Here is a 13803-nt window from a genome sequence, read left to right as displayed (position 1 = left end):
TATTCTAGTACAAACATTTTGACGATGCTCGACCTACTATCAATATCTTAACACAAAATTCCTTAAGTTGACAATACATATTTATTTAAAGCCGCCCGACCCTACACTAAAGGGCGGGGCTTGTACCCAAATTTTCGGTCATGACTTTATGACAATAACGAATTTTATTCTGACTTTTGGTAGAAATTGCTACCGTTTTCTCAGTTATCAGTTATTTCATCGGTCAGCCTTGAACTACTTTGATCATCTGGAAATCGGGCTAAAAGTTGCTCGGAAGCTGTGAGGCTATCTTTTGCTAATTCAAAAGCACCTGTTTCGATATCAATAGCCACAATCTTTCGATGATTGTCCTTCTCAACCGGCTGACGCACCTGAGACTCATAGATTTCCTGTCCACCTCGAGCAAATTATTCTTTGTGGTAGCGAGGGTGTTGTACTGTCATTGGTTAGACTCTGTTTCAAAGTTTGTCTCTCTATTTTAACCTAGGCTTTCAGCTTTGCTGTCCAATCGGGAATACTGGTTTTGCTATGCTTAATCCAACCTATAGAGAAGTTAATCAACTCAGGCAGGATTTCACGTTTTTATCTCAAGGAATTAAGGGAAGTGGAATCGCTGGGAATATCGATGTTACAGTTAATTATAGCAGCAACCGCAAGAGCGATCGAGCAAGGAAAACAATTAATTCCACGGATTAGACAAGAATTCCCTCTCAGTCAAACAACAGCAAGAACTTTTAGAATTGATAGAGACAATTTTGGTTTATAAGTTACCCTAACAGCTAACGCACCGATCGAGCGATCAATTATCATAGAGACAGTAACAAATATTTATGAAACTTCATGCTTATTAATCGCCTTGGCATCGATCGCGGGAAAAAATTCCTTAAAGAGACTATATTGTTCGGAAATGACCCTAATCCCGAATTAATTGGCATTTTAGGGGTTTATTTCGTGCAGGGCATTCTCGGACTCTCCCGATTAGCGGTTAGCTTTTTTTTAAAGGACGATTTGGCCTTGAGTCCCTCCCAGATGGGGGCATTAATCGGAGTGGCGGCGATTCCTTGGGTGATTAAACCAGCTTTTGGCTTTCTTTCGGATGGTTTGCCTATTTTTGGCTATCGTCGTCGGCCCTACCTAATTTTATCGGGAATTCTCGGGGTTTTAGCTTGGTTGGCCCTAGCCACTGTGGTGGAGAATGCTTGGCAAGCTACGGCGGCGATCCTGCTTGGTTCCCTTTCTGTCACCATTAGTGATGTCATCGTCGATTCTTTGGTGGTAGAAAGAGCGCGCAAAGAGTCTTTAACTCAATCCGGTTCTCTACAGTCCTTAACTTGGGGAATATCGGCGCTAGGCGGCTTAATTACGGCTTATCTCGGCGGTTGGTTACTGGCACACCTCGGTACTCGTCCTGTCTTCGCTCTCACCGCTATTTTTCCCCTGATTGCCTCAGCCATGGCGTTTTTAATTACAGAGGAAAAAGTCAAGAATAATGATGATGCACAATCCACGCCGAAAGTCAAGGAGCAAATAGGACAATTATGGTCAGCAATTAGACAAAAATCAATTTTACTACCCACTGCCTTTATTTTCCTCTGGCAGGCTACTCCTAGCGCCGATTCTGCCTTTTTCTACTTCACCACCAACGAGTTAGGATTTGAACCGGAATTTTTAGGACGAGTGCGCTTAGTCACCAGTTTAGCCTCGATACTGGGTATCTGGGTATATCAACGGTTTTTAAAAGCGATTTCCTTTCGTCTAATTTTGGGTTGGAGTACGGTGATGTCTGCGGTTTTAGGAATGACTACCCTACTCTTAGTTACCCATACTAATCGAGCGCTCGGTATTGACGATCATTGGTTTAGTTTGGGGGATAGTCTCATCCTCACCGTCATGGGACAAATTGCCTTTTTACCCGTCTTAATTTTATCGGCCCGTCTTTGTCCCGTGGGCATTGAAGCATCTCTATTCGCTTTATTAATGTCTATCTGGAATATGTCAGGATTAGTTTCCCAAGAAATCGGCGCTTTATTAACCCATTGGTTGGGAGTCACCGAAACTAATTTTGATAACCTTTGGTTATTGGTAGTGATTACTAATCTCTCCACTCTCCTACCTTTACCCCTAATTAAATGGCTACCTTCTACGGATCCGCAATCTCAGGAAGTCAAGAAAACTTTTCCCCCCGCAGAAGTCTTTGAACATCATGTTACTGGTTCTTTAGCTGAACCGGGTTTTATTCCTGAACTTGTCCCCGAATTAATCGAGACAAGAGATTGACAGTCCAGAAAAAGGGTTTCTCAAAGAAACCCTTTTTCTATGGCAAATTCTAAATGCCATCTTCATCTTGCTCAATTGAGAGCAGTTTTTAACTTTTCCAAGACAGAATTGTTTAACGTAATTTTTCCCATTCCTTTTGATGGGGGCAAAAGGTGGCATCAGGCGATTTTTTGTTGAGGGGTTAGATTGATACCGTCAACAATCGGTAACTGATGCTGTAAGCGCAGTCCTAAAATAAGCCAGCCTTCCAAAACATCCTGTAACTGTTCCTTAGTAGCTTCGAGAGTTGTTTCATTAGCATATACTCCCTCAAATCCCGGAATTTCTCCATAAAAAGTTCCGTCTTCTAGAACTTCATAAGTTGCCAGTGCCATTGCTTGTTTTAGATATTTTGTTAGCATCATTGACAGGAATAAAGCTCAGTGATTATCTCGAAGATTGTTGATTTGATGATCAGTTGTTTTGACCCTAGCGATAATTTTGGCATTTTTCACCAGAAAACGGGTTTCTCAAAGAAATCCGTTTTCTAAGGGGTTTTGCATTTTTTGTAAGGTTCTTTCTAGCTGCTGTCTTCGTCTTTGACGATTTTCCGCTTCTAAGCGACTAATCGCTTCTTCTAATTGTAATCCAACTAATTCCATCTCTTGACAATTGCGGTGTGCTTTTGCCAAAGTTTGCTTAAGTTGATCAGAATCCCGGGGAAGCTGAGGAACAAAATCCATATTTAACTCCATTCAAGTTTAACTTCTTCGACACTACGCATCAAGGCAGGAATCCGCACTTGGGTTGTCTTAATGACTTCTTCTATAAATCTGAGCAAATCAGGAGAAATCATCGGTTGGGATTGAGCGGCACGAATTTCTAAGTTTGATAGCTGAGAAAACCGAGATTCTGCTTGGAGGGCAATTTCTGTGAGTTGCTCTAAACTGTCTAGGGTTTCTGCTGTTTCACCAAAACGGTTTAAGATGGCAAATTCTACAGCTTTAGATTCGTCAACAATGTCTAATAGCCTATTTTTCAGATTGATGATCAGTTGTTTTGACTCTGGCGATAATTTTGCCATACTTCCCAGACTACCACATCTCCCAATCTACTCAATCTAGTCTAGCGCGAGTTAGCAATCCCCAAGGATCACGAGAAATTCAGAAAAAGGGTTTCTCAAAGAAACCCTTTTTCTCAGTTCAAATGGCGCTTAAATGCCGCTTTTCTCAGTTCAAATGGCGCTTAAATGCCGCTGCCGCCCCCAGTAAGCCTAAAGCCAGCAAACCCAGGCCAGAAGTTGATTCAGGAACAGACACGGGGGATGACGGATTGCCCTGCAAGTTCAGCGCCCAACTGCCGAGAGCACCAGTATCAAGCTGTTGATTGTCCGAAATCGTCAGCCGCCAAGTGCCGCTGGACAGTTCCCCGCTCAGGGAAGTGAGCATGGGAACGAGGGTGCTGCTACCGGCACCAGTGGGGAAGTAGTTGCCGGAGGGGATGACAAAACTAGAACCTCCTGAAGCCGCCACTGCCCAGATGTTGCCGGTAAAGGCATCGTTAAAGCTGTAGGTGCCGTTGAAGTTGCTGGAGTCGGCAAAAATATTAACCCGACCGATGCGGTTGAACAGGCTCACCGTTGTTCCGGTATCGACATGGGTGAGGGTGGCGATCAGATCACCTATCCAGGTGTGGGTCAGGCTATTGAGGGTGACGGTGATGTCGGTAATGGAGAAGCTGTCGGGGACGACAATAGTGCTGGAAGCACCTGGGGCGTTGTTATCAGGGATGCTGAAACCAGCACCAGTTCCGGTAAAGCTGACGGCACTGGCGGGGAGGACGGTCAAACTAGCGATCGCGCTAACTGTGCCGGCGAAGACAACACCAGCCAGAGAGAGAGATTTGAAGGTAGTTGTAGTATTCATCAGCAATTTTGGGCAAATTTCCCCAATATTTTTTCACCCCCCCCGATTTTGTCAAATATCGCTTTTTTATCGATTCTATAAGTTTTATAAGTTTTATCTATGTAAGTCTAGAAAACGGGTTTCTGGAAGAAACCCGTTTTCTAATGTAATCGCGTAGTGCTATATCATAGACTTATCAAACTTGACAAGTCTTGTCTATGCTTTCAATAGAATACCTAACTGACCAAAACGGACAAACCAAAGCCGTTGTTATTCCGATTGAACTATGGAGACAAGTATTTCCCCAAGAAGATATGTCTTGTGAAGAGTTCACTGAAGCAATAGAAGACTACTGCCTTAACCAAGCCATGGATGAGGCACAGCAGAGTCCACTATTAGCTATCGAAGAGGCACTGGCTTATTTAGAAGAATAGATTTACCTTGAAGGTTCAATATCGAAAAAGATTTCTCAAAGATTTGAAGGCATTGAAAAACCAGCCTGTTTATGAACAAATTTTACAGCTTGCTTTTAGAGATTTACCCAATGCCAAGTCATTGCAGGATATTGGTAATGTCAAGCCAATGAAGGGAGCTACCAATCGCTACCGAATACGCCTTGGTGAATATCGATTAGGAATAGCAGTTGTTGATAATAACATTGAGGTAATGCGGCTCCTACACCGACGTGAATTTTATCGCTACTTTCCCTAAATATTTATTGATTATTTGTGGTTTTATCCAGAAACCCGTTTTCTGTAGAGAGGTGCGATCGCTTGGGGAAGATAGGGTTTGAAATATTTGTAATGTTTGATACAAATCTCTGGATTATCTGTTCTTAAGATGAAGGCTGGTGTTGCTAATTGATCGGGAAAGAGGCGGGCGCAAGCAGATAAAAACCGCACAGAAGCTTGTGCCGTGGGATCGAAATTATTAAGCGGAGAATAGCCTCTGACCGAAATTCAACATCAAAGTTAGGAGGAAACTTGTCATCGCCTAAGTAAAGTAACCCTTTATCCACGACACAACACAATAGGAAAAATACTTATGAGTTATGGAACGCGTGTTCAAGCTATCTCTCAAGTCACAGACCGTAAACCCCTACCGAGCAAAATTCCGCAACGTTTAGAGGCCCTCTGGGCAACCGATGTCTTTACCCTGAGCAAAATGCAGGCCAGTCTGCCGAAAGACGTATTCAAATCGGTCAAAAACACGATTTTAACCGGGGGAAAATTAGACGTTTCCATCGCCAGTGCGGTGGCGGCTGCGATGAAAGATTGGGCCACGTCCAAAGGGGCGCTGTACTATGCTCACGTCTTCTATCCGATGACTAACGCCACCGCCGAAAAACATGATGGTTTTATCTCCGTGCAGAGCGACGGTTCGGTGATCACAGAATTTACGGGCAAAGTCTTAGTACAGGGTGAACCGGACGGCTCCTCCTTTCCTAACGGCGGACTTCGCTCCACCTTTGAAGCGCGGGGTTACACCGCTTGGGATGTCACCAGTCCAGCCTACGTCATGGAGACGGATAATGGTGTAACCCTGTGTATCCCCACGGTGTTCATCTCTTGGACAGGAGAGGCCCTCGACAAAAAAACGCCGCTTTTACGCTCGATTTCATCGATGAGTAAAGCCGCCACCAGGGTGCTGAAGCTCTTAGGACATACGGAAGTCGCCCCCGTTAACTCCAGCTGCGGCGCTGAACAGGAATATTTCCTCGTAGATGCTCATTTTGCCCATAGTCGCCCCGATTTACTGCTCACCGGTCGCACCCTATTTGGTAAACCCGCCGCCAAGGGTCAACAGTTCGACGATCATTATTTTGGCGCGATTCCCGAACGGGTTCAGGTGTTTATGCAGGAAGTCGAGGAAAGAATGTATCGCCTCGGCATTCCGGCCAAAACCCGCCATAATGAAGTCGCTCCCGGACAGTTCGAGATTGCCCCCTTTTTCGAGGCTGCTAACGTGGCCAGTGACCATCAGCAGTTAATTATGACTTTGCTGAAAAGTACGGCTAAAAAACACGGTTTTGTTTGCCTACTGCACGAAAAACCCTTTGCAGGGATTAATGGTTCGGGAAAACACGTTAACTGGTCTGTCGGCAACGCTACCCAGGGCAATCTGCTGGATCCGGGCGATACTCCCCACGCTAATATGCAGTTTTTGTTATTCTGTGGGGCGGTTATTCGTGGTGTTCACAAGTACGGACCGCTTTTACGCGCAGTGGTGGCTACCGCCAGCAATGATCACCGTTTGGGGGCAAATGAAGCTCCTCCCGCCATTATTTCGGTATATTTGGGCAGCCAGTTAGAAAAGGTATTCGACCAAATTAGCCAAGGACAAATTGGGGGTTCTGATGCCCCAGGGTTGATGGATCTGGGTGTCGATACCCTGCCGGTATTTCCCAAGGATCCAGGCGATCGCAATCGTACCTCTCCTTTTGCTTTTACGGGCAATCGCTTTGAATTCCGCGCCGTGGGTTCTAATCAGTCAGTTTCCGGGCCGCTGGTGGCGATGAACACGATTCTAGCGGATTCCCTGACTTGGGTGGCGGATAACTTAGAAAGCCGGATGAAAGCAGGGGAAGACCTCAAGACTGCTGCCCAGGGTGTTCTCAAGGAGATCATGGACAAACACAGAAATGTGATCTTCGGAGGTAACGGATATTCCCCGGAATGGCACAAAATGGCGGTAGAAGAGCGCGGTTTAGCTAATCTCCGCACCACTGCCGATGCTTTACCCGTGCTGAAGGCCGATTATATCGAAGAACTGTTTACCCGCATGGGTGTGTTTACTCCCGTTGAACTGGAAAGTCGTTTTGATGTCTATGCGGAACAGTATTTACTGGCCATCGAGGTGGAGGCGAAACTGGTGGTAAGTATGGCTAAAACGATTATTTATCCCGCTGCCGTTCGCTACTTGTCGGAATTGTCATTGGCGATCGCTAATGCTGCGGCGATCGGTATCGAGATCGATAAGGAAAGCGCCCAAACTGTCTCGAATCTAATTAAATTACTGATGGATGGCGTTAGCAAACTGAGTGCGGCCATAGCTAAACAGGATTTTGCCTCGATCGAGGAACATATGCAGTATTCCGCTCAAACGATCCGTCTCTTGATGGATAAGGTGCGCGAATATGCTGACACACTGGAAGGGGAAGTGGCCGACAATTTCTGGCCCTTACCTACCTATCAAGAAATGTTGTTTGTTAAATAACATGACGACAAGGAGGGGGTGAATAGCTGGAAAAATGATTCGCCACCCCCTTCTTTTTAGGTCTGGTAGTTTTAAGTTATGTTAAGAAAAGTAAATACAAACGTAAAACTACTATGGTATTAACTCCGACAATTGGCGAAAAATCCTATAATCGTCAGGATTGGCAAAAAGGCTATCAATCCCAACCTAACGAGTACGATTACGAGGTAGAAGACATCGAGGGGCAAATTCCCCCCGATTTACAGGGTACAGTCTTTAAAAACGGCCCCGGTTTACTGGATATCGCTGGCACTGCGATCGCTCATCCCTTCGATGGGGATGGTATGATCAGCGCGATTAGCTTCAATCATGGGCGCGTACATTATCGTAATCGTTTTGTGAAAACTGAGGGTTATCTCCAGGAACAGAAAGCGGGAAAACCCCTTTATCGCGGCGTTTTTGGCACGAAAAAACCGGGGGGAATTTTCGCCAATGCTTTTGATTTGCGTCTGAAAAATATTGCTAATACTAATGTTATCTACTGGGGTAATAAATTACTGGCACTTTGGGAAGCGGCCGAACCCCATCGCCTCGATGCTAAAACCCTTGATACTATTGGTTTAGACTATCTCGATGGTATTTTGGAAAAAGGCGATTCTTTTGCCGCTCATCCTCGCATCGATCCCGCTTGTATCTTCGATAATCATCAACCTTGTCTGGTAAATTTTGCCATTAAAACGGGTTTGTCGAGTGCTATTACTCTCTACGAAATTAGTCCCACGGGTAAGTTATTACGTCGTCATACCCACAGTATACCGGGCTTCTGTTTTATCCACGATTTTGTTATTACTCCCCACTACGCTATCTTTTTCCAAAACCCAGTTAGTTATAATCCTTTTCCCTTTCTTTTTGGGTTAAAAGGTGCGGGAGAATGCGTCATCAATCAACCGGACAAGTTAACTAAGATTATTATTATCCCCCGGGATCCTAACAAAGGAGAAGTGAAAGTTTTAGAAACTCCATCAGGTTTTGTGTTCCATCATAGCAATGCTTTTGAACAAGGGGAGAAAATTTATATCGATTCTATTTGTTATCAATCCTTACCACAACTGGATTCAAATAGCAATTTTCAATCGGTAGATTTTGATAGTTTAGCTCCCGGACATCTGTGGCGATTTACACTAAATTTATCAGAAAATACCGTTACAAGAGAATGTATTCTAGAGCATTGTTGTGAATTTCCCAGCATTAATCCTGCAAAAGTTGGTCAAGATTACCGTTATTTATACATCGCTGCCACTCATCATGCCACCGGTAATGCTCCTTTGCAAGCAATCTTAAAACTCGACCTATTAACGGGAGAAAAACAGTTACATTCTTTTGCTCCCCGGGGATTCGCAGGTGAGCCAATTTTTGTGCCTAAACCCGATGGAATTGCTGAAGATGATGGTTGGTTATTGGTGGTCACTTACGATGCGGCCAATCATCGATCGAATATGGTAATCTTAGATGCTAAAGATATCACTAATTCCCTAGGGATTATTCATCTTAAACATCATATTCCCTACGGGTTACACGGTAGTTGGACTAGACAATGTTTTTAAGTTAATTCTGTGGGGGTGGATTGAAAACCCACCTTTACTAAACTTTACTCTTGATAGCCTTCTTGTAATAGCCAAAAACCGGCGAAGGATTCCGATTCAGGGTTAGATTGAATGGCTAAAAAATGCAGATTATTCGCTTTTTGTTTAGCTTCTTCAAAGTTTTTGGCTTCGTTTAAAGTCTCGGCATTAGTGACGTTGACGAGAATCCAGCTATCACTAGCACCTGTTTCTAAACGTAGCAGAGGACGAGAACCAGTTTCTAACTTTAAATAGGCCATTTCTAACCCTGACATCCAACCAGCTAAGGGTAAAGCGCGGGGAGAAAAAATAACTAAACCGGGTATTTTGAGATTTTCATCTAATCCCATCCCTAGTGTAGGCAAATTTTCTCCGAAGCTAATATCCCAATCTTTTATATCATTAAAAGAAGACAATTCTAGCGTAACAAAAGCCCATTTATCTGCCTTATCTCCCCGGACAGCATCGGGAAGGGGAACCGCATTTAAAGGAGGATAATTCACGGAAGCGGTTTTAGTTAAATTTTGATCATAACCAACTTCTTGAGGGTAGAAATTAACCATTCTTTCTTCTATCCATCTAGTTAAAGCATGAGTGCGACGACTAGGGGAAGCGGGAATACCGATATCCTCGCAAGCTTTGCTAATCATGTTATTCATCTGACGACGGAAAAAGCGAATTTTTTTGGGAGTTACCCCCGCTTCCTTGATAGCTGCAGTAATTGCTTCTCCTAACCATTGGGAATTAACCATCGTATTAGGACAATAACTAGCATATTTAAATATCGTATCGGAGCAGCGATCGATTGTTGCTGGAGTTTCACAGATTAATACTTCCCATCTTTTTTTATTATTTTCATCCACCACCGGCCGCGAATAAAAATCAAGTTCCCAAATAGTCATATTTTTTTCAGTTATCAGTTATCAGTTATCAGTTATCAGAACATAGGTTGGGTTGAAGCATGAAACCCAACACCCGCTCATGTTACGAAGTGCGCTAACCCATCCTACAAATAATTGTGCCTCCCTACTTTAAGTGTGCAGTATGTATTAAGTGGGCAGTATTAAATAGCAGCTTCCTACTGTCTTTTTACTGTTCACTGTTTACTGATTACTGCTCACTGATTACTGTTTACTGATTACTGCTCACTGATTACTGTTTACTGCTCACTGCTCACTGAAAAATCCCCTATCCCCGACAACAGTACGAACGCGGTAGATAGGACGTTTTTGGGATTCATGGTAAGTTCGCATCAAAATTTCTGCCAAAAGACCAAAACAGAGTAATTGTACCCCAGTTAAAAAGAATAACACGGCCAGGATTAACAAAGGTCGATCGCCGATTTCTTGTCCGAAACCGAGTTTGAGAATAGTCAGATAAGTGCCTAAAATAATCCCCACTACCATCGATAAAAGTCCGTAGAATCCAAAAATGTGCATCGGACGGGTGAGGAACTTTTTCATAAAAAAGACAGTAAATAAGTCCATAATCACGCGAATTGTGCGACCTAAACCATATTTACTCTGTCCGAACCGTCTAGCGTGGTGATTAACGGGAATTTCGGTTATTTTTGCCCCTTCAATAAAAGCTAATGCGGGTAAAAAGCGATGTAATTCCCCGTAGAGATTCATATCGGCGACTAATTCGGCTCGATAGGCTTTCAAAGAACAACCGTAGTCGTGTAATTTGACCCCTGTTACCTTTGCTATCAGCCAATTAGCTATTTTTGAGGGTAAAAGCCGTTTTACCCGGTCATCTTGGCGATTTTTGCGCCAGCCACTCACGAGGTCATAACCTTCCTCTAATTTGGCCAATAATAGGGGTATATCATTGGGATCGTTCTGTAAATCGCCGTCGAGGGTAACGATGACCTGTCCCGTGGCATAATTAAATCCGGCAGCCATGGCGGGGGTTTGTCCGTAGTTGCGTCGCAATATTACCGCCTTGAGATCATCGCGATTTTTGGCTAAATTAGTTAAAACCTCGGTGGAACCGTCCTTAGAACCGTCGTCAACACAGATTATCTCGTAGTTAATTTGATAAGAACGCAAAATCGTGGCGATACTCTCGACGAGATGGGGGATACTGTCCACTTCGTTATAAATGGGAACCACTACCGATAAAGTCTGGATAGCAGCCTGCGGGTTTGGTTCGTTGACACTGATGGACGGTGTAATCGGGGACATATTTGACTGACGCAGGGACGTTTTGGGGCGATTGTATCACAATTCAGTTATCAGTTATCAGATGTGAGTTGTCAGATGTGAGTTGTCAGTTCACTGTTTACTGTTCACTGTTCACTGCTCCCTGTTCCCCTTTCTCTGTTTCCTTTTTCGCTAAAATTGCCTGACGAAAACCTAAGACGACGAGAATATTGGAGAGGGTGAGGAAAAGTTCGGCGCTGCCGTGTAACCAATCGACGTTAGCCAATTCTTGACCATAGTGGATTTTGGCGTAGATACCGGCAGGAATGGTGATAAAAACGAAGATTAACAGCACATAAAAGCCAATTAAGGCTAAACGTGGCATTTTTCCCGAACGAGTGATCAACCAAAGAAACCCCAGATAGGGAAACAGGGAGATGGCAAATAAACTCTCTTTATTCATTGTTAACGCTGATTTTGCTGGAACGCCACAGCCACCAACCGGCAGCACAGAGGGTAAAATTTCCTAAGACAGTCATGGCTGCCTGTAGGGTGACTAACCAGGATAAGGCACTGATATTATCAAAAAAATGCCATGTACAGGCACACATTGCCCCAATTAAAGCGGGTAACATTCCCCAAGATAACATTCGCCACGATCGATCGCTACTGATGTCGCCATAGGTCCAGACTAACCAGATCGCCACTATCCATTCTACGACACTCGATACATGAACCATCCACGTCGGTATTGATAAAGCATTCATTTTTTTACAGTTATCAGTTATCAGTTATCAGTTATCAGATTTGAGTTTTAAGTGAGCAGTATTAAATAGAAGTTTCGTTTCCTACTGTCTTTTCACTGATTACTGTTTACTGTTCACTGAAAATACTCCCCATTTCCCTAATCTCTGCTGCCCAAATGATTTTCTAGCCATTTAATCACCTGTTGACCTAAGCTAACATTGTTTAATCGATCGATCTCGCGAATGCCGGTGGGACTGGTGACATTAACTTCCGTGAGATAGCCACCAATCACATCTAATCCGACAAAATATAGGCCATCTTCTCGTAATTTTGGGGCTAAAGTGGCACAGATTTCTAATTCTCGATCGGTGATTTCTGTTTTTGCCACTCGTCCACCCACGGCCATATTACCGCGAAATTCCGAACCGGTGGGAATACGATTAACTGCCCCGATCGGTTCACCATTGAGGACAATAATGCGTTTATCTCCTTCTTGGGCAGCTGGTAAATAATCTTGAATCATTACCGGTTCTTGTCCCCATTTTGTGCTAATTTCAATCATTGAATTGAGATTGCGATCTTCGGGACTAAGAAATAAAATTCCCTCCCCTGCTTTGCCCCCTAAAGGTTTCATAACTGCCGCCCCTTTTTGGTTGACAAATTCCCTAATTGTCGCTTTATCTTGGGAAACAATTGTGGCGGGCATTACCTGAGAAAAGTGAATAGTATATAACTTTTCGTTGGCATGGCGTAAACCCCTAGTTGAGTTAATTACTTTGGTTTTTTTGGGGTCGATCAGGTCTAATAAATAGGTGGCATAAAGATAGGCAATCGTCACAGGTGGATCTTTTCGCATCCAGACAAAATCGAAGTTTTCTAGACAGGTTAAAACTGTCTCTTGTCTTTGATACCATTGAGATACAGCCACCCAATGATTATCTTTTAACTCCACAGGAACCAGTTCAATTCTGGTTAGTTTTGCCCAAGCTTTTCCCGCAATCGCACTGAGATCAGTGATGGAAGTCATCCAGACTTCATGGCCTAATAATTGGGCCGCTTCCATGATAGCTACACTGGTATCATGGCCCGGATCTAAATACTCGATCGGATCGATAATAAAGGCTAGTTTCATTAATAGTTTTTATCCTTAATTCTGCAACAGGGGAGCTAAACCACCACTTCTATCTAAAGCATGGATGTCATCGCAGCCCCCGATGTGTTGATCGTTTATAAAAATTTGTGGTACGCTTGTACGACCATTGGCTCGATCGGACATTTTGGCTCGCGCTTCTTCATCACCATCGATACAATATTCGGTAAACTCCACCCCTTTTTTCTTGAGTAATGCTTTAGCGCGGATACAGAAAGGACAGGAACTCCAAGTATAGATCTCAACTTTAGCGGCCATAAAATTTATCTGTTTTCTTTACAGTTCTTAATTTTAGCCGATAACCGAGCAGTGATCTTCCTTCAGGTCAGAAAACGCCAATTAGGGCGATTCCACTGATATATTGCTTTTATTTCCCATTTTTAACCGTTTTGAAAGCGAATACGGCAACTAACAGGGCGAGAATCATCCTCACTTTCCTTTACTCCTATTACCTCCCAGGGAAACCAGTCGCAACTATCGGGAGCGTCTGCGGGAATCCATTCCCATTTGAGAGTGGTTTCAATCCCATCTCGATCCTTGACATCCTCACCGCCGTAAACGGACGGTGATTCCCAAACCTCACGATTTAGGTTTCTGCTTCTTTCCCTTGCGGGGTTTCGCACCTGCCGCCCCAGATTTACTCTATTCTGGTCTTATGGTCGCTCTACAGACTGACACCGCAAGTCCTGCGGCCAAAATGTTTTTACTAGCGTTAATATCTCGGTCATGGTGTGTCCCACAGTCTGGACAATCCCATTCTCGAACATCTAACGGCATTTTCTCAG

At 43.9% G+C, this 13803-nt stretch carries 19 protein-coding genes and 1 pseudogene; 6 read left to right on the top strand and 14 right to left on the bottom strand.

The annotated features are described in order from the left end of the window. Positions 1–200: 200 nt before the first annotated feature. Complete coding sequence (locus IM479_RS10685) at positions 201–386, bottom strand: hypothetical protein (protein ID WP_287684626.1); 186 nt, start codon at positions 384–386, stop codon at positions 201–203. 137 nt (positions 387–523) lie between these two features. Here IM479_RS10685 and IM479_RS10680 point away from each other — a divergent pair, with 137 nt between their 5' ends. Together IM479_RS10680 and IM479_RS10675 are read left to right on the top strand one after the other, a co-directional pair. Further along, positions 524–766: a DUF2887 domain-containing protein gene (locus tag IM479_RS10680; protein WP_287684613.1), complete on the top strand. Its 243-nt coding sequence runs from the start codon at positions 524–526 to the stop codon at positions 764–766. A 74-nt stretch (positions 767–840) separates the two neighbouring features. After that, positions 841–2277, top strand: coding sequence for a folate/biopterin family MFS transporter (locus tag IM479_RS10675; RefSeq protein WP_287078070.1), 1437 nt, complete (start codon positions 841–843; stop codon positions 2275–2277). Positions 2278–2435: 158 nt separating this feature from the next. On the opposite strand, the gene IM479_RS10670 is transcribed toward IM479_RS10675, so the two are convergent. From IM479_RS10670 to IM479_RS10655, 4 genes are all read right to left on the bottom strand, one after another. Further along, entirely contained in the window at positions 2436–2681 is a 246-nt protein-coding gene (locus IM479_RS10670) for a type II toxin-antitoxin system HicB family antitoxin (protein ID WP_287684614.1), read from the bottom strand. 105 nt (positions 2682–2786) lie between these two features. Next, positions 2787–2999: a hypothetical protein gene (locus IM479_RS10665; RefSeq protein ID WP_287078068.1), complete on the bottom strand. Its 213-nt coding sequence runs from the start codon at positions 2997–2999 to the stop codon at positions 2787–2789. Positions 3000–3001: 2 nt separating this feature from the next. After that, on the bottom strand, positions 3002–3340 hold the full coding sequence (locus IM479_RS10660; protein WP_012264431.1) for a hypothetical protein: 339 nt from the start codon (positions 3338–3340) through the stop codon (positions 3002–3004). Positions 3341–3485: 145 nt separating this feature from the next. Next, positions 3486–4181 carry a proprotein convertase P-domain-containing protein gene (locus IM479_RS10655; RefSeq protein ID WP_287684615.1) on the bottom strand — a complete coding sequence of 232 codons (696 nt, stop codon included), beginning with the start codon at positions 4179–4181 and terminating at the stop codon, positions 3486–3488. A gap of 197 nt (positions 4182–4378) precedes the next feature. Between IM479_RS10655 and IM479_RS10650 the strand changes: the two genes are divergently transcribed. Both IM479_RS10650 and IM479_RS10645 read left to right on the top strand, forming a co-directional pair. Further along, positions 4379–4594, top strand: coding sequence for a RelB antitoxin-like protein (locus IM479_RS10650; RefSeq protein WP_158202494.1), 216 nt, complete (start codon positions 4379–4381; stop codon positions 4592–4594). 7 nt (positions 4595–4601) lie between these two features. After that, the gene (locus IM479_RS10645) at positions 4602–4871 is read left to right on the top strand and encodes a type II toxin-antitoxin system RelE family toxin (protein WP_002792733.1); all 270 of its coding nucleotides are present in this window, start codon (positions 4602–4604) and stop codon (positions 4869–4871) included. A gap of 23 nt (positions 4872–4894) precedes the next feature. Here the strand turns inward: IM479_RS10645 and IM479_RS10640 are convergent, their stop codons facing one another. Further along, on the bottom strand, positions 4895–5062 hold the full coding sequence (locus tag IM479_RS10640; protein WP_287684616.1) for a hypothetical protein: 168 nt from the start codon (positions 5060–5062) through the stop codon (positions 4895–4897). Positions 5063–5204: 142 nt separating this feature from the next. Between IM479_RS10640 and IM479_RS10635 the strand changes: the two genes are divergently transcribed. Together IM479_RS10635 and IM479_RS10630 are read left to right on the top strand one after the other, a co-directional pair. Beyond that, on the top strand, positions 5205–7376 hold the full coding sequence (locus IM479_RS10635; RefSeq protein WP_287684617.1) for a glutamine synthetase III family protein: 2172 nt from the start codon (positions 5205–5207) through the stop codon (positions 7374–7376). A gap of 113 nt (positions 7377–7489) precedes the next feature. Further along, the gene (locus IM479_RS10630; protein WP_287684618.1) at positions 7490–8959 is read left to right on the top strand and encodes a carotenoid oxygenase family protein; all 1470 of its coding nucleotides are present in this window, start codon (positions 7490–7492) and stop codon (positions 8957–8959) included. Positions 8960–9003: 44 nt separating this feature from the next. On the opposite strand, the gene IM479_RS10625 is transcribed toward IM479_RS10630, so the two are convergent. From IM479_RS10625 to IM479_RS10590, 8 genes and pseudogenes are all read right to left on the bottom strand, one after another. Continuing rightward, the gene (locus IM479_RS10625; protein WP_287684620.1) at positions 9004–9879 is read right to left on the bottom strand and encodes a Tab2/Atab2 family RNA-binding protein; all 876 of its coding nucleotides are present in this window, start codon (positions 9877–9879) and stop codon (positions 9004–9006) included. A gap of 264 nt (positions 9880–10143) precedes the next feature. Further along, a complete protein-coding gene (locus tag IM479_RS10620; protein ID WP_286825940.1) occupies positions 10144–11163 on the bottom strand; it encodes a glycosyltransferase in 1020 nt (339 codons plus the stop codon). Positions 11164–11260: 97 nt separating this feature from the next. Then, positions 11261–11584 (bottom strand): DUF3593 domain-containing protein, encoded by a 324-nt coding sequence (locus IM479_RS10615; RefSeq protein ID WP_286825939.1) that lies wholly within the window; start codon positions 11582–11584, stop codon positions 11261–11263. Continuing rightward, entirely contained in the window at positions 11577–11888 is a 312-nt protein-coding gene (locus IM479_RS10610; RefSeq protein ID WP_286825938.1) for a DUF2499 domain-containing protein, read from the bottom strand. Before IM479_RS10610 ends, IM479_RS10615 begins: the two co-directional genes overlap by 8 nt. A gap of 137 nt (positions 11889–12025) precedes the next feature. Continuing rightward, on the bottom strand, positions 12026–13000 hold the full coding sequence (gene gshB / locus IM479_RS10605) for a glutathione synthase (RefSeq protein ID WP_287684622.1): 975 nt from the start codon (positions 12998–13000) through the stop codon (positions 12026–12028). Positions 13001–13015: 15 nt separating this feature from the next. Continuing rightward, positions 13016–13276, bottom strand: a complete 261-nt coding sequence (grxC, locus tag IM479_RS10600) for a glutaredoxin 3 (RefSeq protein WP_287684623.1) — start codon at positions 13274–13276, stop codon at positions 13016–13018. Positions 13277–13398: 122 nt separating this feature from the next. After that, positions 13399–13641: a hypothetical protein gene (locus IM479_RS10595; protein WP_287684624.1), complete on the bottom strand. Its 243-nt coding sequence runs from the start codon at positions 13639–13641 to the stop codon at positions 13399–13401. Beyond that, positions 13598–13803: pseudogene (locus IM479_RS10590) on the bottom strand (zinc ribbon domain-containing protein); the annotation flags it as partial. The pseudogene IM479_RS10590 and the gene IM479_RS10595, both read right to left, overlap by 44 nt.

Origin of the sequence: Microcystis sp. M165S2 (genome assembly GCF_020245885.1) — a bacterium.
Lineage (GTDB): Bacteria > Cyanobacteriota > Cyanobacteriia > Cyanobacteriales > Microcystaceae > Microcystis.
This window is presented reverse-complemented; position numbering and strand designations above follow the sequence as displayed.